At 72.0% G+C, this 24,450-nt stretch carries 24 protein-coding genes and 1 pseudogene; 12 read left to right on the forward strand and 13 right to left on the reverse strand.

Annotated elements, in window-relative coordinates; genetic code table 11:
* Window positions 1–13: 13 nt before the first annotated feature.
* From G545_RS0100885 to G545_RS14860, 10 genes are read right to left on the reverse strand one after another with little or no spacing between them, the layout of a single operon-like run.
* Entirely contained in the window at window positions 14–1,018 is a 1,005-nt protein-coding gene (locus G545_RS0100885) for a tetratricopeptide repeat protein (protein WP_027068742.1), read from the reverse strand.
* Window positions 1,018–1,482, reverse strand: coding sequence for a cytochrome c-type biogenesis protein (locus G545_RS0100890; protein ID WP_052106746.1), 465 nt, complete (start codon window positions 1,480–1,482; stop codon window positions 1,018–1,020). Before G545_RS0100890 ends, G545_RS0100885 begins: the two co-directional genes overlap by 1 nt.
* Entirely contained in the window at window positions 1,479–2,051 is a 573-nt protein-coding gene (locus G545_RS0100895; protein WP_027068744.1) for a DsbE family thiol:disulfide interchange protein, read from the reverse strand. Before G545_RS0100895 ends, G545_RS0100890 begins: the two co-directional genes overlap by 4 nt.
* Complete coding sequence (locus G545_RS13080; RefSeq protein WP_081677650.1) at window positions 2,048–4,045, reverse strand: heme lyase CcmF/NrfE family subunit; 1,998 nt, start codon at window positions 4,043–4,045, stop codon at window positions 2,048–2,050. The genes G545_RS0100895 and G545_RS13080 overlap by 4 nt, the downstream gene beginning before the upstream one ends.
* Before the next feature lie 3 nt (window positions 4,046–4,048).
* Window positions 4,049–4,522 (reverse strand): cytochrome c maturation protein CcmE, encoded by a 474-nt coding sequence (gene ccmE / locus G545_RS0100905; RefSeq protein WP_027068745.1) that lies wholly within the window; start codon window positions 4,520–4,522, stop codon window positions 4,049–4,051.
* Window positions 4,519–4,683, reverse strand: coding sequence for a heme exporter protein CcmD (gene ccmD / locus G545_RS0100910; protein ID WP_027068746.1), 165 nt, complete (start codon window positions 4,681–4,683; stop codon window positions 4,519–4,521). The genes ccmE and ccmD overlap by 4 nt, the downstream gene beginning before the upstream one ends.
* On the reverse strand, window positions 4,680–5,465 hold the full coding sequence (ccmC, locus tag G545_RS0100915; protein WP_027068747.1) for a heme ABC transporter permease CcmC: 786 nt from the start codon (window positions 5,463–5,465) through the stop codon (window positions 4,680–4,682). Before ccmC ends, ccmD begins: the two co-directional genes overlap by 4 nt.
* Window positions 5,466–5,471: 6 nt before the next feature.
* Window positions 5,472–6,152: a heme exporter protein CcmB gene (gene ccmB / locus G545_RS0100920; RefSeq protein WP_027068748.1), complete on the reverse strand. Its 681-nt coding sequence runs from the start codon at window positions 6,150–6,152 to the stop codon at window positions 5,472–5,474.
* Window positions 6,149–6,793, reverse strand: a complete 645-nt coding sequence (gene ccmA / locus G545_RS0100925; protein WP_036137504.1) for a heme ABC exporter ATP-binding protein CcmA — start codon at window positions 6,791–6,793, stop codon at window positions 6,149–6,151. Before ccmA ends, ccmB begins: the two co-directional genes overlap by 4 nt.
* Before the next feature lie 34 nt (window positions 6,794–6,827).
* A complete protein-coding gene (locus tag G545_RS14860; protein ID WP_052106805.1) occupies window positions 6,828–7,319 on the reverse strand; it encodes a DUF3293 domain-containing protein in 492 nt (163 codons plus the stop codon).
* A gap of 105 nt (window positions 7,320–7,424) precedes the next feature.
* Between G545_RS14860 and G545_RS0100935 the strand changes: the two genes are divergently transcribed.
* The 6 genes from G545_RS0100935 to G545_RS14865 all read left to right on the forward strand — a co-directional run bounded on the left by G545_RS0100935 (window position 7,425) and on the right by G545_RS14865 (window position 12,769).
* Window positions 7,425–8,606 (forward strand): pyridoxal phosphate-dependent aminotransferase, encoded by a 1,182-nt coding sequence (locus tag G545_RS0100935; protein WP_052106806.1) that lies wholly within the window; start codon window positions 7,425–7,427, stop codon window positions 8,604–8,606.
* Window positions 8,603–9,436 carry an amidohydrolase gene (locus tag G545_RS0100940; protein ID WP_052106807.1) on the forward strand — a complete coding sequence of 278 codons (834 nt, stop codon included), beginning with the start codon at window positions 8,603–8,605 and terminating at the stop codon, window positions 9,434–9,436. Before G545_RS0100935 ends, G545_RS0100940 begins: the two co-directional genes overlap by 4 nt.
* A gap of 60 nt (window positions 9,437–9,496) precedes the next feature.
* A complete protein-coding gene (locus tag G545_RS0100945; protein WP_027068752.1) occupies window positions 9,497–10,921 on the forward strand; it encodes an NfeD family protein in 1,425 nt (474 codons plus the stop codon).
* Complete coding sequence (locus tag G545_RS13090; protein WP_081677652.1) at window positions 10,918–11,751, forward strand: slipin family protein; 834 nt, start codon at window positions 10,918–10,920, stop codon at window positions 11,749–11,751. The genes G545_RS0100945 and G545_RS13090 overlap by 4 nt, the downstream gene beginning before the upstream one ends.
* A gap of 3 nt (window positions 11,752–11,754) precedes the next feature.
* Window positions 11,755–12,087, forward strand: coding sequence for a thioredoxin family protein (locus tag G545_RS0100955; RefSeq protein ID WP_027068753.1), 333 nt, complete (start codon window positions 11,755–11,757; stop codon window positions 12,085–12,087).
* Window positions 12,088–12,169: 82 nt separating this feature from the next.
* Entirely contained in the window at window positions 12,170–12,769 is a 600-nt protein-coding gene (locus tag G545_RS14865) for a COG4315 family predicted lipoprotein (protein ID WP_052106808.1), read from the forward strand.
* Between the two features lie 21 nt (window positions 12,770–12,790).
* On the opposite strand, the gene G545_RS0100965 is transcribed toward G545_RS14865, so the two are convergent.
* The 3 genes and pseudogenes from G545_RS0100965 to G545_RS0100975 form a co-directional block, all read right to left on the reverse strand.
* The gene (locus tag G545_RS0100965; RefSeq protein ID WP_027068754.1) at window positions 12,791–14,233 is read right to left on the reverse strand and encodes a pseudouridine synthase; all 1,443 of its coding nucleotides are present in this window, start codon (window positions 14,231–14,233) and stop codon (window positions 12,791–12,793) included.
* A 112-nt stretch (window positions 14,234–14,345) separates the two neighbouring features.
* Window positions 14,346–14,901: pseudogene (scpB, locus tag G545_RS13100) on the reverse strand (SMC-Scp complex subunit ScpB); the annotation flags it as partial.
* 27 nt (window positions 14,902–14,928) lie between these two features.
* Window positions 14,929–15,867, reverse strand: a complete 939-nt coding sequence (locus tag G545_RS0100975; RefSeq protein ID WP_027068755.1) for a segregation and condensation protein A — start codon at window positions 15,865–15,867, stop codon at window positions 14,929–14,931.
* 342 nt (window positions 15,868–16,209) lie between these two features.
* On the opposite strand from G545_RS0100975, the gene G545_RS0100980 reads away from it, so the two are divergent.
* The 6 genes from G545_RS0100980 to epmA all read left to right on the forward strand — a co-directional run bounded on the left by G545_RS0100980 (window position 16,210) and on the right by epmA (window position 24,445).
* The gene (locus G545_RS0100980; protein ID WP_027068756.1) at window positions 16,210–16,509 is read left to right on the forward strand and encodes a YciI family protein; all 300 of its coding nucleotides are present in this window, start codon (window positions 16,210–16,212) and stop codon (window positions 16,507–16,509) included.
* On the forward strand, window positions 16,506–16,802 hold the full coding sequence (locus G545_RS0100985; RefSeq protein WP_036138615.1) for a BolA family protein: 297 nt from the start codon (window positions 16,506–16,508) through the stop codon (window positions 16,800–16,802). The genes G545_RS0100980 and G545_RS0100985 overlap by 4 nt, the downstream gene beginning before the upstream one ends.
* 90 nt (window positions 16,803–16,892) lie before the next feature.
* Window positions 16,893–20,396 carry a chromosome segregation protein SMC gene (smc, locus tag G545_RS0100990; protein ID WP_027068758.1) on the forward strand — a complete coding sequence of 1,168 codons (3,504 nt, stop codon included), beginning with the start codon at window positions 16,893–16,895 and terminating at the stop codon, window positions 20,394–20,396.
* A 15-nt stretch (window positions 20,397–20,411) separates the two neighbouring features.
* Window positions 20,412–21,149, forward strand: a complete 738-nt coding sequence (gene zipA / locus G545_RS0100995; protein ID WP_027068759.1) for a cell division protein ZipA — start codon at window positions 20,412–20,414, stop codon at window positions 21,147–21,149.
* A 9-nt stretch (window positions 21,150–21,158) separates the two neighbouring features.
* Entirely contained in the window at window positions 21,159–23,498 is a 2,340-nt protein-coding gene (gene ligA / locus G545_RS0101000) for an NAD-dependent DNA ligase LigA (protein ID WP_027068760.1), read from the forward strand.
* Window positions 23,495–24,445, forward strand: coding sequence for an EF-P lysine aminoacylase EpmA (gene epmA / locus G545_RS0101005; protein ID WP_027068761.1), 951 nt, complete (start codon window positions 23,495–23,497; stop codon window positions 24,443–24,445). Before ligA ends, epmA begins: the two co-directional genes overlap by 4 nt.
* Window positions 24,446–24,450: the final 5 nt, after the last annotated feature.

Here is a 24,450-nt window from a genome sequence, read left to right on the forward strand (position 1 = left end):
GCCTCCTTGCGTATCAGCGCACCACCTTGTCGACCAGCAGGGCGGCGACGGCGTCGGGGCCAGTCGCGACCACGACCGGCTCGGACTCCAGGTCACCCGGCTGCGGGATCGCATCGCCGCTGGCCGAGATCCGCGCCACCAGCTCCACCTGCTCGAGCGAGGAGAGCGTGGCGGTGGGCATCAGGCTGTCGGCGTCGGTCAGGGTCGCCTGGATCGGGAAGACCTCGAGCGGCCGCTTCTGCACTGCCACGGGCATCGGCGGGCCGCCGGGCTGGCGCGCGATGATGAAGAGGCTTGCGTCCGGGGGCATCTGCAGGGCCAGCCCCGGATCGACGGAGATGCTGACGCGGACCGCGGCCTGCGCATCGCGCGCCTGCTCCGGCGGCGGCAGCGGGTCCAGGCCGGCCTCGGCGCGGGCCTGGTCGATCTGGATCCGCAGGTTGGGGACGGTCTGCGCATCGACCTGCGCGAGCAGCGGCTCCCAGGTCTCGGCGGCACCGGCGGCGTCGCCTGCCTGGCGGCGTGCGATGCCCAGGAACCAGCGGGCGCGCTGCTGCGACGGGTCCAGCTGCAGGGCCCGCTCCAGCATCACGACGGCCTCGGCGTCGAATCGCCGGTCGCCTGCGCTGCGGGCGCGCAGTTCGGCGGCCTCGGTCAACAGCACCGGCTCGTTGGGAGCCAGCTGCAGCGCCTTGGCATAGGCGTCCATTGCGTCCCCGGCACGGTCTTCGGCCAGGTAGGCACGCCCCAGCAGCCGCCAGCCCTCGACCTGCGACGGGTCGCGCTCCAGCTCGGACTCCAGCTGGGCGATCGCCTCGCCAAGGGTCTCCGGCACCTGGTGCGAGGCGGGGTCCAGCGCCGCGGGCGTGCCGACGGCCAGGTAGAGCAGGCCGCTGGCCACCACCAGCAGGGAGATCGCGGCCGAACCCGCGACCGGGCGCTGCCGCCACAGCGGGCGGAGCACCCAGGCCAGCACCAGGACCGCCAGCAACACGCCGGCCAGCACGAAGATCGCCATCACCACTCCTGCTCGTCCTCGTCCGCCGTCACCGGGCGGTCGGGCAGGGCACGCGCCCGCCGGCGGACGATCCACGCAACCGACGCTCCCCCGGCCAGCAGCAGCACCGCCGGGCCGAACCACAGCAGCCAGGTGTCGGCGCGCACGGCGGGCCGGTACAGCACGAACTCGCCATACCGTGCGACCAGGTGATCCTTGATCTCCTGGTCGCTCATGCCACGGCGCATGAGGCCCAGCACTTCGTTGCGCAGGTCGTGCGCGATCGCCGCGTCCGAGTCCGCCAGTGACTGGTTCTGGCACTTCACGCAGCGCAGCTCCAGCGCCAGTGACTGGAAGCGCTCGGCCTCGTCGGCGTCGCGGAACTCGAGCGGCGCGACGTTCACCACCTGCGCGGCCGCGGGCGCGGGGACCAACGCAAGCGCGGCCAGCAGGATGCCGAGTAACAGCACGACCGGGCGCCTCATCGTTCCGCCTCCAGGAGTGCCACGGCCGGCAGCAGGTCCTGCTCCATCACCTGCTCGGTAACCGGGCCGACGTGCTTCCAGCGGATGGTGCCTTCGCCATCGACCAGGAAGGTTTCCGGGGCCCCGTAGATGCCCCAGTCGATCGCCCGGTCGCCGCTGTAGTCCACCAGCACCAGCCAGTAGGGGTTGCCGAACTGCTCCAGCCAGCGCAGCGCGTCGTCGTGCTCATCCTTCAGGTTGTAGCCGATCACCCGCATCCGGCGGGTCTCGGCGAAGCGCGTCAGCACCGGGTGCTCGATCCGGCACTCCGGGCACCAGCTGCCCCAGACGTTGAGCAGGTACGGTTGCCCGCGCAGCTCCTCCGAGGACACGAGGCGGCCGGGCTCGTGCAGGACCGGCAACTCGAAGTCCGGGGCCGGCCTTCCGATCAGCGGCGAGGGCAGGGCCTCGCGGTTGTCCTTGCCACTGAGCAACACGCCTGCGAACAGCAGCGCCCCCAGCAGCGCGAAGGCGACCAGCGGCAGCCAGCGGGCGAGCGACGGGCGTACAGGGACGGGAGGCGGGCTCATGTCGTGCTCTCCGGATCGGACGGGGGCGATGCCTGCCGGCGGGCCGCGCCACCGGAGCCGCCGCGCGGGACGCGGAAGCGCCGGTCGGCGGCGGTGACGAAGCCGCCCAGCACCATCAGCAACGCCCCGGCCCAGATCCAGCGGACGAACGGCTTGATCTGCATCCGCAGCGCCCAGGCGTTGTCACCCAGCGGTTCGCCCAGGGCGACGAACAGGTCGCGGGTCACGCCACGGTCCAGCGCCGCTTCGGTCATCACCTGGCCGCCGGCGACGTAGGCCCGCTTCTCCGGGTACAGGGTGGTGTACGGCGTGCCGTCGCGGAACACCTCCACCGTGCCACGGTCGGCCACGTAGTTGGGGCCAGGATGTTGCTCCACCTGGACCAGCCGGAACTCGTAGGCCCCCAGGTCCACCAGTTCCCCGGGGCGGACCGCGACCTCCCGCTGGACCTGCATGCCTTCGACCAGCAGTGCGCCCACCAGGAACACCGCGATTCCCAGGTGCGCCAGCACCATGCCCCACATCTCGGGGGTCAGCCGCCCGCGGCCGCCATTGGCCGGGCGCAGCCGCGACCAGGCGAAGCGCAGCGTCCCCAGGCCCACCCACAGCGCGCCGGCGATCCCGGCCGCGACCTTCCACGGACCCTGCGGTGCGAGGAAGAAGGCGATGACCCCGCCGACCAGTCCCGCCACCAGCCACGGCAGCAGCATCGCGGCCACCCGCGAGGGCTGGTCGCGCTGCCAGCGCGTCAGCGGACCGAAGGGCACCAGTGCCACCAACGGCGCCATCAGCAGGATGAACAGGAGCGAGAAGTAGGGCGGGCCGACCGAGATCTTGCCCAGCTCCAGCGCGTCGGCCAGCAGCGGGTAGAGCGTGCCGAGCAGGACCATCGCGCAGGCGGTCGACAGCAACAGGTTGTTGACCAGCAGCAGGGTCTCCCGGGACGCCGCGGTGAACGGCTTGCCGTCCTCGCCGCCGGGTGCGCGCATCGCGTAGAGCAGCAGCGAGCCGCCCACCACGATGCCCAGGAAGACCAGGATGAACATGCCGCGGCTCGGGTCCGCGGCGAAGGCATGCACGCTGGTCAGCACGCCCGAGCGCACCAGGAAGGTGCCCAGCAGCGACAACGAGAAGGTCGCGATCGCCAGCAGCAGCGTCCAGCCGCGGAACGCGCCGCGCTTCTCGGTCACCGCCTGGGAGTGGATCAGCGCCGCGCCGGACAGCCAGGGCATGAAGCTCGCGTTCTCGACCGGGTCCCAGAACCACCAGCCGCCCCAGCCCAGCTCGTAGTACGCCCACCAGCTGCCCAGCGCGATGCCCAGGGTCAGGAATGCCCAGGCGATGTTGGTCCACGGCCGGGTCCAGCGCAGCCACTGGCGCCAGGGACCTTCGCCCTCGGTGGACCGGTCGAGCATGGCGGCGATCGCGAAGGCGAACGGCACCACGAAGCCCACGTAGCCGAAGTACAGCATCGGCGGGTGGATGATCATCCCCGGGTCCTGCAGCAACGGGTTGAGGTCGTTGCCTTCCACGGCGGCCGGCAGCAGGCGCTCGAACGGGTTGCTGGTGAAGATCAGGAAGGCCAGGAAGCCCACCGAGACCAGGCCCATGACGCCGAGCACCCGCGCCATCACCGGCGCGGGCAGCCCGCGCGAGAACGCGGCGACGGCCGAGGTCCACAGCGCCAGTACCAGGGCCCACAACAGCAGGGAGCCCTCGTGCGAGCCCCACACCGCGGTGAAGCGGTAGCCCAGCGGCAGCAGGGAGTTGGAATTCAGGGCGACGTAGCTGACCGAGAAGTCCTGGGTCACGAACGCGGCGGTCAGGACCACGAAGGCCACGCCGACCAGGACGAACTGGGCGTGCGCGGCCGGACGCGCCACCGCCATCCAGGAGCCGATCGAACGGTGCGCCCCCACCAGCGGCAGTGCCGCCTGCAGGGCCGCGACCAGCAGGGCGAGGACCAGGGCGACCTGGCCGAGTTCGGGCAGCATCGGCTACTGCCCCGCGCCGGGGGCGTCGGCGTCGTGCTTCGCGTGTGCCTGCGCCATCTTGTCGGCGACTTCCTTCGGCATGTAGGTCTCGTCGTGCTTGGCCAGCACTTCCTCGGCGACGAAGCGGTCCCCGTCCATGCGCCCGGTGGCGACCACCGCCTGGTTCTCCCGGAACAGGTCGGGGAGGATCCCGGTGTAGCTGACCTGCATGAGTGCATCACCATCGCTCACGCCGAAGGTCGACTCCAGCGAACCTTCCTGCCGGTGCACGGTGCCCTCGGCGACCATGCCGCCGAGCCGGAAGCGGGCCTCGCCCGAGGCGACCCGCGGGCCCGCCTCGCCGGACAGGACCTCGGCGGGCGTGTACAGGTAGGCGACGTTGCGCGACAGCGCCATCGCGACGAGCGTGGCGGCGAGGCCGGCGGCGGCGACGAGCGCCAGCACCCAGAGCAGGCGGCGGCGGCGGGTCGGATTCATCGGTGAAGTTCTCCCGGAGGCGGGCTGGCGGCCTGGCGGGCCGCCCGGCGGCGCGCGGCGCGGAGTTCGCGGCGCACCTGGAAGTAGCCGGCGAGCACGTCCCATGCAAGCACGACCACGAAGACGGCGTAGGCGGCGACGACGTAGCCCAGGTAGCTCATCGGGCTGCCTCGCCAGGCATGCGGCCGCCGGCATCATCGGTGCCGGTGGCGGTGCGCGTGACCCAGGCCTTCCCGGATTCGCGGCGCAGGTTGTCGGCGCGGGCCCGCAGCAGCAGCGAGCCGGCGAACCAGAATTTGGTGCCGATCACCATCCACCACAACGGCCAGGCCATGCTCGGGTCCAGCGAGGATTCACCGAACACCTTGATCGTCTGGCCCTGGTGCAGCGAATCCCACCATTCGACCGAGTAGCGGATGATCGGCAGCAGCACCACGCCGACGATGGCCAGCAGTCCGGCGGCGCGCGCGGCGGCGCGGCGGTCGTCGATCGCGTTGTAGAGCCCGATCACGCCCAGGTACAGGAAAAGCAGGATCAGCTCGGTGGTCATCCGTGGGTCCCAGTCCCACCAGGTGCCCCACATCGGCTTGCCCCAGATCGACCCGGTCAGCAGGGTGATCAGGGTGAAGGCGGCGCCGATCGGCGCGCAGGCCATCGCCAGCACCTCGCACAGCTTGATCCGCCAGACCAGGGCGATGGTGGCCTGGATGGCCATGATCCCGAACACCAGCATGCTCATCCAGGCGGCGGGCACGTGGATGTAGAGGATCCGGAAGCTGTCGCCCTGCTGGTAGTCGGGTGGCACGTCGAACAGCGCACCCCACACCCCCGGGGCCATCACCAGCGCACCGGCGAGCAGCGCCCACGGCGCCCAGCGGGCGGCGAAGCGGTCGAACCAGGGCGGGGAGCCGAGCTTGTGGAACCAGAGGACCAGGGGATTCATCAAGGATCAGCTCAGTGCAATGCGGATCGCGGCCGCGGCCGCCAGGGGCGCCAGCACCAGCGCCACCACCAGGCCGGCGGCCAGCAGGAGCAGCGCGCCGGCCGGATCCAGTCCCTGGGCCTGGGCCGCGACGCTGCCCGCCCCGAACACCAGCACCGGGACGTAGAGGGGAAGGGCAAGCAGGCCCAGAAGTATACCCGAGCGCCTCATCCCGACGGTCAGCGCCGCGACCACCGCCCCGAGCAGGCTCAGCAGCGGAGTGCCCAGCGCCAGCGAGGCCAGGAGCACCGGCAGCTGGGCCCTTGGCAGGTGGAGCAGCTCGCCCAGCAGGGGCGTTGCGAGCACCAGCGGGGCCACGGTCGCCAACCAGTGGCTGAACGTGCGGACCGCGACCAGCCATGCCAGCGGCACGGGAGCGAGCATCCATTGCTCGAGCGAGCCGTCCTCGGCGTCGCCGCGGAACAGCGTGTCCAGGCCCAGCAGGCCGGCCAGCAGCACTGCGACCCACAGCACCGCGGCTGCCGAGCCACCCAGCTGCTCCGCATCGCCGCCCAGCGCCAGCGCGAACAGGACCACCACCAGCACCGCGAACAGGGCCGGCTGCAGCGCGTCGCCACGCCGGCGCCACAACAGCCGGAAGTCGCGTACCAGGAGCGCCCGCGCGGCGCTGGCAAGCCCCGGGGTCATCGGCGCGCCTCCATCTCGAGCAGTTTCGTGCGTACCGGCGGGGCGGCGTAGGCACCGTGGGTGGTCACCAGTGCCGCGCCGCCGCCGCGCAGGTGCGCCTGCACCATGCGGTTGACCAGTTCGATGCCCTGCAGGTCGAGGTTGGCGTAGGGCTCGTCGAGCAGCCACAGGGGCGCGGGCGAGAGCCACAGCCGGGCCAGTGACAGCCGCTTCTTCTGCCCGGCGGACAGCTGGCGCGCCAGCGCGTCCTCGTACCCGCCCAGCCCGACCATGGCCATGGCGGGGCCCGGGAGCTGGGCCCGGCGGCGGCCCTGCAGGCCGCACAGGAACTCCAGGTTCTCCAGCGCCGTCAGGTCGCCCTTCAGTCCCGGGAGGTGCCCCAGGTAGGCGATCGCCCGCGACCGCAGGTGGTGGTCGGCGGGGTTGCCGTCGATCGCGACCTCCCCGGAGTCGGCCCGCAGCAGCCCGGCCAGCACGCGCAGCAGGGTGGTCTTGCCCGAGCCGTTGCCGCCCTGGACCAGCAGCGCCTCGCCGGCATCCACGGCGAACTCCAGCGGTCCGAAGACCGGCTCCTCATTGCGCGAGAACGCCAGGGCGCGCACCTCCAGCAGCGGGGTGGGCCGGGAATCGACAGGGTCCATGCTCGGGACGGGTACCGGCTGGCAAACCGCCAGTTTACGCGTTCGCGGCTTCTCCGACCCAGCAGGTGGAGGACGCGGTGGCGGGCGCCGCCCGCTGCGGCCGGGGCGTGAGCATGTGCAGCTGGACGGGCTCGCCGCGCTTCCAGGCCAGCACGCCCGCCTGGCCGTGCTCCCGGCCGAGGGCGATCGCCGCCTCGGTCCCGGCATCGCACAGGACCCAGCCCGGCTCGCGCCAGCGGCCATCCGGGGCTTGCGCCCAGGCAGCGTGGCGCTCCAGGCCCATCGAGTCGATGCGCGCGACCAGCCGGTCATCCGCGGCGACGTTGGCATCCTCCGGGCGCGGGTCCGAGGCCGGGTTCCACGCGGTGACGAACGCATGGTGCGAGGCGGCGGACAGCGCCTCCAGTCGCGCGGCGGGTTGGCCGACCTGCAGGCGCAGCTCCTCCCCCCCGTGCACGACGCGGTACTCGGCCGCGGCGTAGGCCTGGGCCAGTTCCATGGCGTCGACGACCTGTAGTTCGCGCATGCCGGCAGTTTCCTTCGCCGCCGCGCGGCGCGCAAGGCGCGCGGCCCGCAACCGCGGGGATTTCGTAGACTCGGGGACCACCCCCATCCCGCGGACCGCTGCCAGATGCCACCACAATCCGACCCCCGGACCCCTCCACCCGGTCTCCAGTCCCGGTTGCCCCGGGTGGGCACCAACATCTTCACCGTGATGTCCCAGCTGGCCACCGAGCACGGCGCGGTCAACATGGGCCAGGGCTTCCCCGACTTCGACACCCCGCGGCCGCTGGTGGACGCGCTTGCCCGGGCCATGCGCGACGGCCACAACCAGTACGCGCCGGCGCACGGGCTGCCAGTGCTGCGCGAGGCGATCGCCGACAAGACGCTGGACTGCTACGGCCATCGCCCGGACCCGGACACCGAGGTCACCGTCACCTCCGGCGGCAGCGAGGCGATCCTCGACGCGGTGATGGCGGTGGTGCACCCGGGCGAGGAGGTCATCCTCCTTGACCCCTGCTATGACTGCTACGAGCCCGCCGTGGAGATGGCCGGCGGCACCGCGGTCCATGTGCCGCTGGATCCGGAAACCTTCGCCCCGGACTGGGAAAAGGTCCGCGCCGCGGTCACTCCCAGGACCCGAATGCTCGTCATCAACAGCCCGCACAACCCCTCCGGGGCGGTGCTCGATGCCGACGACATCAGGCAGCTGGAGTCGCTGCTGGCGGACACCGGGATCCTGCTGCTGTCGGACGAGGTCTACGAGCACATCACCTACGACGGCCGGCGCCACGAGTCGGTGCTGCGCCACCCGGCGCTGCGCGAGCGCGCGTTCGTGGTCTCCAGCTTCGGCAAGACCTATCACTGCACCGGCTGGAAGGTCGGCTACTGCGTGGCACCCCCCGCGCTGACCGCCGAGCTGCGCAAGGTCCACCAGTACAACACCTTCTGCACCTTCACCCCGGCCCAGCTCGCGTTCGCCGCGATGATCCGCGACGAGCCCGGCCATTACCGCGGCCTTGGCGCGTTCTACCAGCCGATGCGCGACCGCTTCCGCGCGCAGCTGGAGGGCACCCGCTTCCGGCCGCTGCCGGTGCACGGCGGGTACTTCCAGCTTGCGGATTACTCCGCGGTCAGCGACCTGGACGACGCGGCGTTCTGCCGCGAGCTGGCCGTCGAGCATGGTGTGGCCGCGATCCCGCTGTCGCCGTTCTACCGCAATCCGCCCGCGGGGCAGCGCCTGGTCCGGCTCTGCTTCGCCAAGAACCAGTCCACCATGGATGCCGCCATCGAGAGGCTCGAGAAACTATGACCGACACCGTGGCCGACCACGCCGCCAGTCCCACCACCAACCTGAGGGTCTCCCTGGTCCAGGGCGCGACGCTGTGGCACGACCCCGACGGCAACCGCCGCTACTACGGCGAACTGGTGGCCTCGGTCCGCGGCATGACCGACCTGGTCGTGCTGCCGGAAACCTTCACCAGCGGCTTTTCCAACGAGGCCGGGGACGATGCCGAGGAAATGGACGGGCCCACCCTGGAGTGGATGCGGGAGCAGGCCAGCGAGGCCGACGCTGCGATCACCGGGAGCGTGCAGGTCCGGGTGGGCGACGACGTCTTCAACCGCATGCTGTTCGTGACCCCGGACGGCGCGGTGGCGCACTACGACAAGCGGCACCTGTTCCGCTACGCCCGCGAGCACGAGCGCTATTCGCCGGGCTGCGACCGGCTCACCGTCGAGTGGCGCGGCTGGCGGATCTGCCCGATGGTCTGCTACGACCTGCGCTTCCCCGTGTTCGCCCGCAACCGTTTCGACGTGGAGCGTCCGGGCGGGCTCGACTACGACCTGGCGCTGTTCGTCGCCAACTGGCCGGCGGCGCGCGCGCATGCCTGGAAGACCCTATTGCGGGCGCGGGCGATCGAGAACCTGTGCTTCGTCGCCGGGCTCAACCGCGTCGGTACCGACGGCAATGGCATCGACTACAGCGGCGACAGCGCGATCATCGACTACGTCGGCGATCCGGTGAGCGAGTACCGCGACATGGAGGTGGTCGCCACCAGCACGCTGCTGGCGTCCGGGCTGGCCGGGCACCGGCAGCGGTTCCCGGCGATGCTGGACGCGGACCGTTTCGAGTTGCGCTGATCCATGGCGCACCGCCGCGGTGGTACCTTCGGACGGGAGTCGACGCCGCGAGGACGAGGGATGGCCGCGAACCCCCGCCTGGTTGTGCTGGGCATGCTGCTGGCGATGGCCGGCTGGCTGGTCGCGGCCCTGCCCGTGGGCTCGCAGGAGCCCTCTCCCGCGCCGGTGCTGGTGCTGGAGATCGAGGGCGGGATCGGCCCGGCCACGCGCGAGTACCTGCGCAGTGGCCTGGCGCGGGCGCAAGAGGAGGGTGCGGCCGCGGTCGTGCTGCGCATCGACACGCCGGGCGGCCTCGACGCCGCCACCCGCGACATCAACCGCGACATCCTTGCCTCCCCGGTGCCGGTGATCGCCTGGGTGGGGCCGCAGGGCGCCCGCGCGGCCAGTGCCGGCACCTACATCCTGTACGCCACCCACCTGGCCGCGATGGCCCCGGCCACCTCGCTCGGCGCGGCCACGCCGGTGTCGATGGGCGGCGGGGCTGCACCGGATCCCGGCGGGTCCGGCGGGGAAGCGCGGGAGGACGGGGCGTCGGGGGAGGCCGGCGGGGAAGGGGCCGCGGCACCCGCGGGGGACCCCATGACCCGCAAGGCGGTGAATGATTCCGTCGCCTACCTGCGGGGCCTCGCCACCTTGCGCGGGCGGGACGTCGATTTCGCCGAGCGGGCGGTGCGCGAGGCGGCCACGATGACCGCGGGCGAGGCACTCGAGGCCGGGGTGATCGAACTGGTCGCTCCGGACGTGCCGTCGCTGCTGCAGGCCGCCGATGGGCGTGCCGTGCAACTCCCGGACGGCGAGGTGCGGCTGCGCACGGCCGGGGCGCCGGTGACCGAGGTGGAGCCGGACTGGCGCGCCCGCCTGCTGTCGATCCTCACCGATCCCAGCGTCGCCTACATGCTGCTGCTGGCGGGCATGTACGGGCTGCTGCTGGAAGGCTACAGCCCGGGCGCGGTGGTCCCGGGCGTGTTCGGAGCGATCTGCCTGCTGTTGGCGTTGTATGCGCTGCAGGTGCTGCCGGTGAATTACGCGGGCGTCGCCCTGATCGCCCTGGGCGTACTCCTGATGGGGCTTGAATTCGCCGTGCCCAGCTTCGGCGCGCTCGGGATCGGGGGACTGGTCGCGCTGATGGTGGGATCGCTAATGCTCTATGACACCGACGTGCCGGGCTTCGGCGTGCCCGGCCAGCTGCTGGCCGGCATCGGCCTGGCCTCGGCGCTGGTGTTCATGCTGGCCATCTGGGGCATGGCGCGCGCGCGCCGGCGGCCGGTGGTCAGCGGCATGGAGGAACTGCTGCACGAACCCGCGGTCGCGCTGGCCGACTTCGAGCGCCACGGCCGGGTCCGGGTGCGCGGGGAGGTGTGGCAGGCCGAGTCCAGCAATCCGGTCACCCGCGGCCAGGACCTGCGCGTGGTGGCCATCAACGGCCTGGTGCTGCACGTCGAGCCCGCCAACCCGAATTCGATACCCGCAGGAGATCCCGCATGAACCTGATCGCGTTGTTCCCGGTCCTGATCGTTCTGGCGATGGTGGTGTTCAGCGCCATCAAGGTGCTGCGCGAGTACGAGCGCGCCGTCGTGTTCCAGCTCGGCCGCTTCTGGAGCGTCAAGGGGCCCGGCCTGATCCTGCTGATCCCGGTCCTGCAGCAGATGGTGCGCGTGGACATGCGCACGATCGTCATGGACGTGCCCTCGCAGGACCTGATCTCGCGCGACAACGTCTCGGTGCAGGTCAACGCGGTGGTGTACTTCCGCGTGGTCGACCCGCAGAAGGCGATCATCAACGTCGAGCACTACTACGAGGCCACCAGCCAGCTGGCGCAGACCACCCTGCGCTCGGTGCTCGGACAGCACGACCTCGACGAGATCCTCGCCGAGCGCGACAAGCTCAACGACGAGATCCGCGTGATCCTGGACGAGCAGACCGACGCCTGGGGCATCAAGGTCGCCAACGTCGAGATCAAGCACGTCGACATCAACGAGTCGATGGTGCGTGCGATCGCCCGCCAGGCCGAGGCCGAGCGCCAGCGCCGCGCCAAGGTGATCCACGCCGAGGGCGAGTTGCAGGCGGCGGAGAAGCTGGTGGAGGCGGCGACGATGATGGGTGCCGACCCCCGCGCCATCCAGCTGCGCTACATGCAGACCCTGGTCGAGATCGCCAACGACCGCAGCCAGACGATCGTCTTCCCGATGCCCATGGACCTGCTGGAGACCCTCTCGCGCAAGATGGCGAGTGGGGTGACGCTGGCGGACGAGGCGCGGGGAACGGGTGCGGGCGATGCGCCGCGGGCGGAGCCGCCAAGGACGACGGGGAGCTGAGCGATGGCCTACGAGAGCCAGTACGGCGCCGATGCACCCGAGCGTGCCGGCGTGGACGCCATGCCCGGTCCCGTGGTGCTGGAGTTCGGCACCAACTGGTGCGGGCACTGCCAGGCGGCGCAGCCGGCGATCCGGGAAGTGCTTGGGGCGCACCCCGACGTGCGGCACATCAAGGTGGAGGACGGGCGCGGGCGGCCACTGGGCCGGAGCTTCGGGGTGAAGCTTTGGCCCACGCTGGTTTTCCTGCGCGACGGCGAGGAGCAGGCGCGGCTGGTCAGGCCGACTTCCGCCGCTCCGGTGCGCGAGGCCCTGCGGTCGATCGATCCCCGCGGCTGAGGGCCGCGCTCGGCGCGGCGCTCACGCCACGCGTGCAAACCTGCATGCGGGCCGCCGTCCCTGGGCGGCCGGAGGAGCCGAGATGGTCAAGTACTTGATGATGGGGTTGGCCGCCACCGTGCTGGCGGCCGGCTGCAGCGGGGACCAGGCACCCGCGCCGGACGGCCGGGCCGAGACGGCACCGGGGCTGGCCGACTCCACGAGCACGCCTTCCACGGTCGGGGAGGAGGGCACCCTCGTCACCGACGCCGCCGACGTCAACCAGACACTGGGCGTGTACACGGCCGGCGAGGCCGCGCCGGCGTACGTCGTCGACAGCAACCGGCGCGCGGTCTACCTGCTGGAGGGGGACGTGGAGGGCCGCGGCTGCCAGGATGCCTGCCTGCGCGACTGGGCGCCGGTGATGCCGCCCACGGGCACGCCGACCACCGATGGCGAGCTCGCCCCGGTCCTGGTGGACATCGTCCGCCGTCCCGACGGCACCGAGCAGATGACCTACAACGGCCACCCGCTCTACCACTACGTGGGCGACCAGCGGGTGGGCGACACCACCGGGCACATGGTCGAGGATGCCTGGGGCACGTGGTACCTGGTCACCCCGCAGGGCACCGCGGTGGGCGAAAAGGTTGGCCCCATGCCCGACGAGCCGGGTGGCTCGCCGGACCGCGACCCGGCTGGCTGACGCCGGGCCGCGCGGGTCCGGTCAGTTTCCGCCGCGGGGTCCGCGGGGACCCGGCGGGCGCGGCTTCGAGGGCCGCGCGCCGGCCGGCCTTCCGCCCGGCTTCCCGCCACCGGGCCGCCCGCCACCCGGCTTGCCGGTGCGGGGGCCGGGGCCGCGCGGGCGCTCGCCGTAGGGGCTGCCGTGGTCGGAGGGGAAGGACGGGGCGGAACGCCCGGGGCCGCCGGCCCGCGGCTTGGCTCCCTGGCCAGGCCGTGCACCACGCGGCTTGCGCGGGCCGCGCCCGTCGGCGTTGCGGTGCCCCGAAGGGCCGGTTTCGACGCCGTCCGGCACGTACCAGGTGCGGAAGGCCGCCGGGTTGCCCTCGGGCAGGGCGCGGTTGTGCTTGTCCTTGCGCTGCTTGAACGGCTTCTGCGACTGGCGCGCGGCGGCCTCGCCGCTCACGGTCAGCCCGCCCTGCGGCCTGCCACGGCCGCGCCGGCCGCGGTCCTCGCGCGGATTGTCGAAGCGCCGCAGCTCGCGACCCTCGTCGGCGGTGGTGACGTGGCCGTCCACGTAGCCCGGCGCCGGGCGGCCGCGGCCACCCAGGTCGATGGTGGCCCGGGCGCGGCGCTGGCCAATCACCGGCTGCAGCGTCAGCGCCGAAGGGGTCCCGTCCTCGAGCCCGAGCTCGCGGCGCAGCGCCTCGACCCGGTCCGTGGCCAGTTCCATCGACTGGCCGCGCAGCAGTTCGCGCGGCAGCCCCACGCGGCCATAGCGGACGCGCTTGAGGCGGCTGACCTGGCAGCCCTGGGACTCCCACAGGCGGCGCACCTCGCGGTTGCGGCCCTCCTTCACCACGACCCGGAACCAGTCATGCGACTCGCTGCCGCCGACGCGCTCGACTTCGTCGAACTTCGCCGGGCCGTCCTCCAGCTCCACGCCGCGGCGCAGCCGCTCGATGAGCGCATCGGACACGTCCTCCTCGCCCTCCGGGGCACGGACGCGGCACACGTACTCGCGCTCCACCTCGTGGGAGGGATGCATCAGCGCGTTGGCCAGCTCGCCGTCGGTGGTCAGCAGCAGCAGGCCGGTGGTGTTGATGTCCAGGCGTCCGATGGCGATCCAGCGCGAGCCCTTCAGCGCCGGCAGCGAGTCGAAGATGGTCGGGCGACCCTCCGGGTCCTCGCGGGTGGTCACCTCGCCCTCGGGCTTGTTGTACATCAGCACGCGGGAGGGTTCGGTCAGCGCGCTGGCGACGAACTGCCGGCCGTCGATCTCGACCTTGTCGCCGCTGCCGACGCTCATGCCGACCTGCGCGACCTCGCCGTTGACCTTGACCAGGCCGTCGGCGATCCGCTGCTCCAGCGCACGGCGCGAGCCGAGGCCGGCCTGGGCGAGGACCTTGTGCAGGCGCTCCTCCAGCTTGCGGGTGGGGGCGGACTCGCCGCGCTTGAGGGTCAGTTTGCTGCGGGATTGTTCGGTCATTGTGGTTCCTGCTCCGACGAGGCCGTTTCGGCGTCGTCATCCATTGCGTCGGTGCCTTGGGCGCCGCCATCGGTGGCGGGCCGCGGCCCCAGGGGGGATAGGCCGCCTTCGTCGTCGAAGGCGAGTTGCGGTTCGAGTTCGCCGATCTCCTTGAGCTCGGACAGCGGCGGGAGCTCGTCCAGGCTGCGGAGGCCGAAGTAGTCGAGGAAGGCCTTGGTCGTGCCGAACAGTGCCGGCTTGCCGGGCACGTCGCGGTGGCCGATGACCCGGATCCACTCGCGCTCTTCCAGCGATTTGATGATGTTGCTGCTGACCGACACGCCGCGGACCTGCTCGATCTCGCCACGGGTGATCGGCTGGCGGTAGGCGATCAGCGCCAGGGTTTCCAGTGTCGCGCGGGTGTAGCGGGTCTGGCGCTCGGTCCACATCCGGGCGACCCAGGGGTGGACGTCGGCGGCGACCTGGTAGCGGAAGCCGGACGCGACCTCCACCAGTTCCACGCCGCGGCCGGCGCAGGCCGCCTGCAGCGTTTCGATTGCCTGCGAGATGGCGCCCGCCGGCAGGGCCTCCTCCTCGGTGAACAGCGCGGCCAGCTGCGCCGGCTTCATCGGCTGGCTGGAGGCAAGCAGCGCCGCCTCGACGATCCGTGTAATCAGGTTCTGGTCCATGCTCGTTCGGTTCCTGGCGGTGGCGGCTCAGTTGCCGGTGCCGGGGGCGTTGGCGGGTTCATCGTCGAATTCGTCCGGCAGCGCGATCGCCTCCGGCACCACGCCGGTGGCCAGCGACTTGACGTAGATCGGAGCCGGCAGCAGCCGACCGCCGGCATCGCGCGTGCCCTGCGCCTCCTGCACGATCTCGACCAGCTGCTCCTTGGCCAGGGTCAACACGCCGAGGAAGGTGACCACCACGCCCAGCCGCCCCTCGGTGGGATCGAACAGTGCCTCGAACGGGTGGAAGGCGCCGTCATCGAGCCGCTGCAGCAGCTCGCCCATGCGCTGGCGGACGCTGAGCGCATCGCGCTTGATCGCGTGCCGGGTGTACAGCTCGGCGCGCTTGAACACGTCGTGCAGCGCCAGCAGCATCTCGCGCAGGTCCACCTCGGGCGGAAGCCGCACCGCCGCTCGGTCGGGCACGAAGGCGGTGGCGATGACGGTGTCGCGGTCCAGCCGGGGCAGGGCGTCGATGTCCTCGGCGGCCTGCTTGAAGCGCTCGTACTCCTGCAGCCTGCGGACCAGCTCGGCGCGCGGGTCCTCCTCTTCGCCGTCGTCGGCCGGTGGCCGCGGCAGCAGCATCCGCGACTTCACCTCGGCCAGGATCGCCGCCATCACCAGGTACTCGGCGGCCAGCTCGAAGCGCATCTGCTGCATTGCCTGGATGTAGTCGACGTACTGGCGCGTGATCTCCGCCACCGGGATGTCGAGGATGTCCAGGTTCTGGCGGCGGATCAGGTACAGGAGCAGGTCGAGCGGCCCTTCGAAGGCGTCGAGGATCACCTCCAGCGCATCCGGCGGGATGTACAGGTCCTGCGGGATCTGCAGCACCGGCTGGCCATGCACGACCGCCAGCGGCATTTCCTGCTGCTGCGGGGCGTGCACGGGGCTGTCGGCCGCGGGGAGCGCGAGGTCGTTGGTCATGCGTCGACGGCCCTCGGGCCGTGGGGACTGCGTGTTTCCGGATTGGTCGATGGCGGCCGGACGGCGGGCCGAAGCGATGCGGTGCCGGGTGGCGGCGGTGCTCCATGCACCGGCCGGCCTGGCGGGATCCTGCTGTTTGCCCCGGATGGGCCGCGTGCCGGGAGTCCGGCCACGGTTCCGTGGAAGGGCCACCGGGCGATTGCCGGGCGTGGGAAACCGGGTGCCGGGACGCGGTTGCGTCGCGGCGCGCCAGGGCGGCCTCTTGACTTCCGGCTAGGGTACGGGGCTGCCCGGACCGTTGTCCAGCACTACAATGCCCGGTCCTGCCTTGGAGGTCGGTGCATGTGGTACGTGATCGAGGGGCGCGACGCCCCGGGTTCGCTGGAACGCCGCCGCAGCGAACGCGCGGGGCACCTGGCGCGCATCGAGACGCTGCGTGACGAGGGCCGGCTGCTGCTCGCCGGTCCCTGCCCCGCGATCGACGCCGCGGACCCGGGACCGGCGGGATACAGCGGCAGCCTCGTCGTGGCGGAGTTCGACTCGCTGCAGTCGGCGCGCGAGTGGGCCGAGGCCGATCCGTACGTACATTGCGGCGTGTGGTCCGATGTCGAGGTCCGGCCGTTCGACCGGGTGCTGCCATGAGCGGCCCGCTGCCACGCGAGGCGCGGGTGGATGCGATCCGCGCCGCGCTGGAGCAGGCGCTTCGGCCGCAGCTGCTGGAGGTCGAGGACGACAGCGCCCGCCACGCCGGCCATGCCGGCGCGCGTGACGGCCGGGGCCATTTCAACGTCACCGTGGTCAGCAGCGCATTCGAGGGACTGGGGCCGCTTGCCCGGCACCGGGCGGTGTACGCCGCGGTGGGCACGCTGATGGAAACCGACATCCACGCCCTGTCAATCGTCGCCAGAACTCCCGCGGAAGCTGGCAGCAACTGAGTCCGGGCGGCGGCCCGCCCTCGCTATACTCGCTTCGATCTTTCCAAATCCATCGGCGCCCGCCCATGGCGCCCGGGGCACCCGCCACGCATGCGTCTTTCCACCATCAAGCTGTCGGGATTCAAGTCGTTCGTGGACCCGACCACGCTGCACCTGCCCACCAACATGACCGGCGTCGTCGGGCCCAATGGCTGCGGCAAGTCCAATATCATCGACGCGGTGCGCTGGGTGATGGGCGAAAGCTCGGCCAGCCGGCTGCGCGGCGAATCGCTGACCGACGTGATCTTCGCCGGCTCCTCGGCCCGCAAGCCGGTCTCGCAGGCGATGGTGGAGCTGGTGTTCGACAATTCGGACCACGCCATCTCCGGCGAGTACGCCTCCTTCAACGAGGTCTCGGTCAAGCGCGTCGTCAGCCGTGACGGTGCCAGCCAGTACTACCTCAACGGCGCCCGCTGCCGGCGGCGCGACATCACCGACCTGTTCCTGGGCACCGGCCTGGGGCCGCGCAGCTACTCGATCATCGAGCAGGGCATGATCAGCCAGATCATCGAGGCCCGGCCCGAGGACCTGCGGGTGTACCTGGAGGAGGCCGCGGGCATCTCCAAGTACAAGGAGCGCCGCCGCGAGACCGAGAACCGGATCCGCCATACCCGCGAGAACCTCGACCGCCTCAACGACCTGCGCGAGGAAGTGGGCAAGCAGTTGCAGCACCTGGCGCGGCAGGCGCGGCAGGCGGAGCAGTACCAGGCCCTGCAGGAGGAGCGGCGCCTGCGCGACGCGGAATGGAAGGCGCTGGAGCACCGCGCACTGGAGCGCCGCCTGCAGGCGCAGCGCGAGAGCCTGGCCCAGCAGGAGACCCGGCTGGAGCAGCTGGTCGCCGAGCAGCGCGAGGCCGAGCGCGAGATCGAATCCGGGCGCGCGCGCCGCGAGGAGGCCGCGCAGGCACTGGCCCGTGCGCAGGCCGAAAGCTACGAGGTCGGGGGCACGCTGGCGCGGCTGGAACAGCAGATCCAGCACCAGCACGAGCTCTCCAGCCGCCTGCACCGCGCCCGCGAGGAGACCGAGACCCAGCTGGCCGAGATCGCCGAGCACATCGCCTCCGACCAGTCGCGGCTGGAGGTGCTGACCGCGTCGCTGGAGCACGAGGAGCCCCGGCTGGAGGAGCTGCGCGAGCAGGACGCGGCCCGGCAGGACGCGCTGCACGAGGCGGAGGCCGCGCTGGCCGACTGGCAGCAGCGCTGGGACGCCCACGCGCGAGCCCAGTCGGAGGCCGCGCGCGCCGCGGACGTCGAGCGCACCCGGATCGAGCACCTCGACCGCCAGTCGCTGGATGCCGAGCGGCGCCGCGAGGCGCTGCAGGCGGAGCGGTCCGGGCTGGACATGGAAGCGCTGGCCGCGGCGCTGGAGTCGCTGGTCGAGCAGCACGAGGAGCGCAAGCTCGCGCTGGAAGGCCTCACCGGCGCGCTGGAGTCGCGCAAGGACGCGGTCGCGGCGCTGGTGGATCAGCAACGCACGTTGCAGTCCGACCTGGCCGAGGTCCGCAAGCAGGCCCAGTCCTCGCGCGGGCGCCTGGCGTCCCTGGAGGCGCTGCAGCACGCGGCCCTGGGTCAGGAGCAGGGCGCCGCGCTCGGGTGGCTGAAGGCCAACGGGCTGGACTCCGCGCGCCGCGTCGGCGAGTCGCTCCAGGTCGAGCCCGGCTGGGAAACCGCAGTCGAGGCCGCGCTCGGGCAGCTGATCGAAGGCGTGCTGGTGGGCGCGCCCGGGAACCTGGCGCGGGCGCTGGCCGACCTGTCCGATGCGAACGTGGCGCTGGTCGAGGAGGCCACCGGCGACTTCGAGGCACCCGCCGGATCGCTGGCGGCCCGCGTGGAGGGGCCGGTGGCGGTCCGCAGGCTGCTTGCCCGCATGCGCACCGCCGGTGACCTCGACGAGGCCGCGTCGCTGCTGCCTGGCCTCGCCGCGGACGAGATGGTGGTGACCCGCACCGGCGAGCGCGTCGGTCCCGGCTGGGTCCAGGTGCTGCGTGAGCGCGACGCCAGCCAGGGCGCCCTGCTGCGCGAGCGCGAAATCCAGGAACTGCGTGCAGGCATCGCGCAGCTCCAGGAGCGCGAGCAGGAACTGGAGTCCGCGCTTTCCGCGCTGCGCGACCGGCTCCGCGCCGCCGAGCAGGAGCGCGAGGAGGCCCAGCGCAGCCTCTACGCCGCGCACCGGGGCGTCTCGGAGCTGGGCGGGCAGCTGCAGGGACAGCAGGGGCGCCTGGACAGCGCCCGCGGCCGCATCGAACGCATCGAGTCCGAGCTCGCGCAGCTGGCCGAAGCGCTCTCCGCCGCCGCGGCGCAGGCGAAGGAGGCGCGCGCACGGCAGGAGGAGGCCGTCGCCCGGATGGCGGAGCTGGAGGACGGCCGCCGCCAGCTGGAGAGCGAACGCGCCCGGCTCGCCGAGGCACGCGACCAGGCCCGCAACCTGGCCCGCGCCTCGCGCGATTCCGTCCACGCGCTCGCGCTGACCCTGGAGTCCCAGCGCGCCCAGGTCGCCTCGCTCACCCAGGCATTGCAGCGCATGGGGGGACAGCGCGGCCAGCTCGACAGCCGCCTCGGCGAGCTGAGCCAGCAGCTGGCCAGCGGCAGCGACCCGGTGGCCGAACTCGAGGAGCAGCGCCAGGTCGCCCTCGAGCAGCGCGTGCTGAGCGAGCAGAAGCTCAACGAGGCACGCAGCGTGCTGGAGGGGATCGACAACGACCTGCGCCGGCACGAGCAGGTCCGCCACCAGCGCGACGAGCAGGCGCTGGCCCAGCGCGAGGCGATCGGCCAGCGGCGGCTCGACCAGCAGGCGCTGGTGCTGAAGGCCGAAGGCCTGGCCGAGGCGGTGGCCGAGGCGGGCTTCGTACTGCAGGAGGTCGCGGACACGCTGACCGAAGACATGGACGCGGCGGAGTGGGGCCGCACCGTCGCCGAGCTGGACGCGAAGCTGCGCCGGCTGGAGCCGGTGAACCTGGCCGCGATCGCCGAGCACGCCGAGGCGGCGCAGCGCAAGGAGTACCTGGACTCGCAGAACGAGGACCTGACCGCGGCGCTGGAGACCCTGGAGGACGCGATCCGCAGGATCGACCGCGAGACCCGCGGCCGCTTCAAGGACACCTTCGACCGGGTCAACTCCGGCGTGCAGCAGCTGTATCCGCGCCTGTTCGGCGGCGGCCACGCCTACCTGGAGCTCACCGGCGACGACCTGCTCGACACCGGGGTGGCGATCATGGCCCGCCCACCGGGCAAGCGCGTGTCCAACATCTCGCTGCTTTCGGGCGGCGAGAAGGCGATGACGGCCGTCGCGCTGGTGTTCGCGATCTTCCAGCTCAACCCTGCGCCCTTCTGCCTGCTCGACGAGGTCGACGCGCCGCTGGACGAGGCCAACGTCGGCCGGCTGGCATCGATGGTCAAGGAAATGAGCGAGCAGGTACAGTTCCTGTTCGTCACCCACAACAAGGCGACCATGGAAGTGGCCGAGCAGCTGTCGGGCGTGACCATGCGCGAGCCGGGCGTGAGCCGGCTGGTCTCGGTCGACCTGGCCGAGGCCACCCGCCTGGCCGGTGCCGCCTGATTCGAGGAATTGCAGATGTTCGAGCTGACCCCGGAGCGGATCTGGATCCTGATCGCCGGCGTGATCCTGATCCTGGCGATCCTGTTCTTCGGCCGTCCGCGCAAGCCCGGCCAAGGCCGCCGCCGCGCCCCGCGCGAGGGCGAGGCCGCTGCCGTGCCGGAGCGGGTCGAGCCGACCCTGGGCGAGCAGCTGGAGGGCGAGCTTGCCGCCGCGGAGGCGGGAGAGGGCGCAGTGGCCCAGGAGGAGCTCTTCGGCGCCGGGGAGCAGGCGATCGAGGAGCTGGGCAAGCGTCCCTCGGAGGACTTCGACAAGATCGTGACCCTGTACGTCGCCGCGCGCGCCGGCGAGAAGCTGCGCGGGCCCGACATCGTGGTCGCCGCCGAGAAGGTGGGACTGGTGTACGGCTACATGGGGGTGTTCCATCGCCTCATCGAGCGCCAGCCCGAGCGCGGGCCGCTGTTCTCGGTTGCCAACATCGTCAAGCCGAACAGCTTCGACATGGCCGCGATCCAGGATGTCGAGACCCCGGCGATCGCCTTCTTCCTCACCCTCCCGGCGCCGGTGAGCGCGATGGACGCCTGGGACGCGATGCTGCCAACCGCCGAGCGCATGGCCGAGCTGCTGGGCGGACTGCTGCTCGACGAGCAGCGCAATGCCCTGGGCCGCCAGCGCATCGGCCACATCCGCGAGGAACTGCGCGCCTACGACCGGCAGCGCGAGGCCCCGCCGCTGACCCGTCCGTCGCGCTGGTAGGGGGCACCGGTGAGCGGCCACGAACAGCGCGCGGCGGACCTGCGTGCCCGGCTGGAGGACGCCAATTACCGCTACTACGTGCTCGACGACCCGGACCTGACCGACGCCGAGTACGACGCGCTGCTGCGCGAGCTGGAGGCGCTGGAGCAGGCGCACCCGGCGCTCGCCACGCCCGATTCGCCGACCATGCGGGTGGGTGCCGCGCCGTCGGGCGCGTTCGGCCAGGTCACCCATGAAGTGCCGATGCTGTCGCTCGGCAACGCATTCGAAGCCGGCGAGGTCGCCGACTTCGTCCGCCGCGTGCAGCAGGTGCTCGGCGAGGACGAACCGGTCTTCTCCGCCGAGCCCAAGCTGGACGGACTCGCGGTCAGCCTGCTCTACGAGGACGGCCGGTTCGTGCGAGGCGCCACCCGGGGCGACGGTGCGACCGGCGAGGACGTCACCGCGAACCTGCGCACCATCCGCGCGATCCCGCTGGCGCTCCGCGGCGAGGGCTGGCCGCGGGTGCTGGAGGTCCGCGGGGAGGTCTACATGCCCCTGGCGGGCTTCGCCGCCTGGAACCAGCGCGCGGTGGAGGAGGGGGGCAAGGTCCTGGCCAATCCCCGCAACGGCGCCGCCGGCTCGCTGCGACAGCTCGATCCCCGCGTCACCGCCCAGCGGCCACTGGCCTTCTTCGCCTACGCCACCGGCGTGGTCCGTGGCGGCGAGCTTCCGGAATGCCATTCGAAGACGCTCGCGCAGCTGCGTGAGTGGGGCTTCCCGGTGAGCGGCGAAACCGAAGTGGTGCGGGGGCTGGACGGCCTGCTGGCCTACTACGCGCGGGTGGGCGAGCGCCGCGGTTCGCTCCCGTTCGAGATCGACGGGGTGGTCTACAAGGTCGACGACTACGCCGAGCAGGAGGAGCTGGGCTACGTCTCGCGCGCCCCCCGCTGGGCGCTCGCGCACAAGTTCCCGGCCCAGGAGCAGGCCACCGTGGTCGAGTCGATCGAGGTCAACGTCGGCCGTACCGGCGCGGTGACGCCCTGGGTGCTGATGCAGCCGGTGCACGTGGGCGGTGTCACCGTCACGCGCGCCACGCTGCACAACGCCGACCAGGTCGCCCGGCTGGACGTGCGCAACGGCGATACGGTCATCGTGCGCCGCGCCGGCGACGTCATCCCCGAGGTCGTGCGGGTGCTTCCGGAGCGCCGGCCGCCGGGCACCAAGCCGTGGACCATGCCGGTGCACTGCCCGGTGTGCGGCTCGGAGATCGTCCGCGAGGAGGGCGCCGTGGTCTGGCGCTGCTCCGGGGAGCTGACCTGCGCCTCGCAGCGCAAGGAGGCCCTGGGCCATTTCGCCTCGCGCCGCGCCATGGACATCGAGGGGCTGGGGGAACGCTTCATCGCCGCGCTGTCCGACCACGGCTACGTCGAATCGATCGCCGACCTGTACCGGCTCCGCCTGGAAGACCTGCTGGAGATGAAGCGCCGGGCGGACGAGGACGCCGGCAGCACGCCGGAGACGGTGAAGTCGGGCAAGGTCGCCACGCGCTGGGCGGAGAACCTCATCGAGGCCATCGACCGCAGCCGCCGGACCACCCTGGAGCGCTTCCTGTTCGCGCTGGGCATCCAGCACGTGGGCGAGAGCACGGCCAAGGCGCTGGCGGCCTGGTTCGGCGACCTGGAGCTGGTCCGCCGGCTCCCGTGGCCCCTGTTCAAGCGCGTGCCCGACATCGGTGGCGAGGTGGCCCGTTCGATCGGCCACTTCCTCGACCAGCCGGGCAACCAGAAGGTGATCGACGAGCTGCTCGAACACGGCGTGACGATCACCGATGGCCATCCGCCGGACCCGCGGCTGCGCGGCGAGCTCGGCCTGGGCAACCTGCTGGTCGACCTGGAGATCCCGAAGATCACCCCGCTGCGTGCCTCGCAGCTGGCGAAGGCGTTCCCGACCGCCGGCGCGTTGCTCGGGGCCGCGGAGCACAACCTGGTGACCTCGGGCCTGCCGGCGGAGACCGCGGCGGCGCTTGCCTCGTGGCTGCGGGTGCCGGCGAACGCCGCCTTGCTCAAGAGGTCGGCCGAGGCGATGGAGTGCATCCTGGAGCGCGTGCCGGAGGGCGCCACCATCGCGGCCGGACCGCTGGACGGGCAGAACGTGGTGCTGACCGGCACGCTGGCGTCCATGACCCGCGACGAGGCGAAGGAAAAGCTCGAGGCGCTGGGTGCGAAGGTCACCGGGAGCGTTTCGAAGAAGACCGCGTTCGTCGTCGCCGGCGAGGCCGCGGGCTCCAAGCTGGCCAAGGCCGAACAGCTGGGCATCGAGGTCTGGGACGAGCCCCGCCTGCTCGCGTTCCTCGACGAGCAGGCATGAGGCACGACGCGATCCGGCTCCGCGCCCGGCTCAACGGCCTGGTGCGGGGCTTCTTCGAGGCCCGGGGCGTGCTCGAGGTCGAGACCCCGGTGATGTCCCGGGCCGGCAATACCGATCCGAACATCGCGTCGTTCCGGGTGGAGTTCTCCGGGCGCACTGGGGGTGGGCCGCGCACGCGGTGGCTGCGCACTTCGGCCGAGTACCCGATGAAGCGGCTGCTGGCGGAGGGCCTGGGCGACTGCTACGAGCTGGGCCGGGTGTTCCGCGACGGCGAGGCCGGCGGACGCCACAATCCCGAGTTCACCATGCTCGAGTGGTACCGGGTCGGGATGCCGCTGCCGGACCTGGTCGCGGAGACCGCCGCCCTGGTGCGCGAGGCGCTGGCCCTGGTCGGCCGCGACGCGACGCTGGTGCGCACCAGCTACCGCGACCTGTTCCGCGCCTCGCTCGGCCTGGACCCGATGACCGCCTCCCTGTCCGAGCTGCAGGCCGCGTTCACCGGCAACATCGATCCCGAAGGCCTGGGCCGCGACGACTGGCTGGACCTGCTGATGACCCACCAGATCCAGCCCGGCTTCGACCCCGGGCAACTGCTGGCGGTCGACGACTACCCGGCAAGCCAGTGCGCACTGGCGAAGGTCGTGCGGCGTGGCGACGTCGAGGTCGCCGAGCGCTTCGAGCTCTACCTGGGGCCGCTGGAGCTGGCCAACGGCTACCACGAGCTGCTGGATGCGGGCGAACAGCGCCGGCGCTTCGAGCGCGACCACTCGGTGCGCGCCGGCCGCGGGGACGTGCTCCCCCCGATCGACGAGGCACTGCTGGCCGCCCTGGAGGCGGGCATGCCCGCGTGCAGTGGCGTGGCGATGGGCATCGACCGGCTGCTGATGGCGATGCTGGGCACCGGCCGGATCGCGGACGTGCTGGCCTACGACTTCGCCGCCTCCTGACTAGA

Source organism: Lysobacter defluvii IMMIB APB-9 = DSM 18482 (assembly GCF_000423325.1).
GTDB lineage: Bacteria > Pseudomonadota > Gammaproteobacteria > Xanthomonadales > Xanthomonadaceae > Novilysobacter > Novilysobacter defluvii.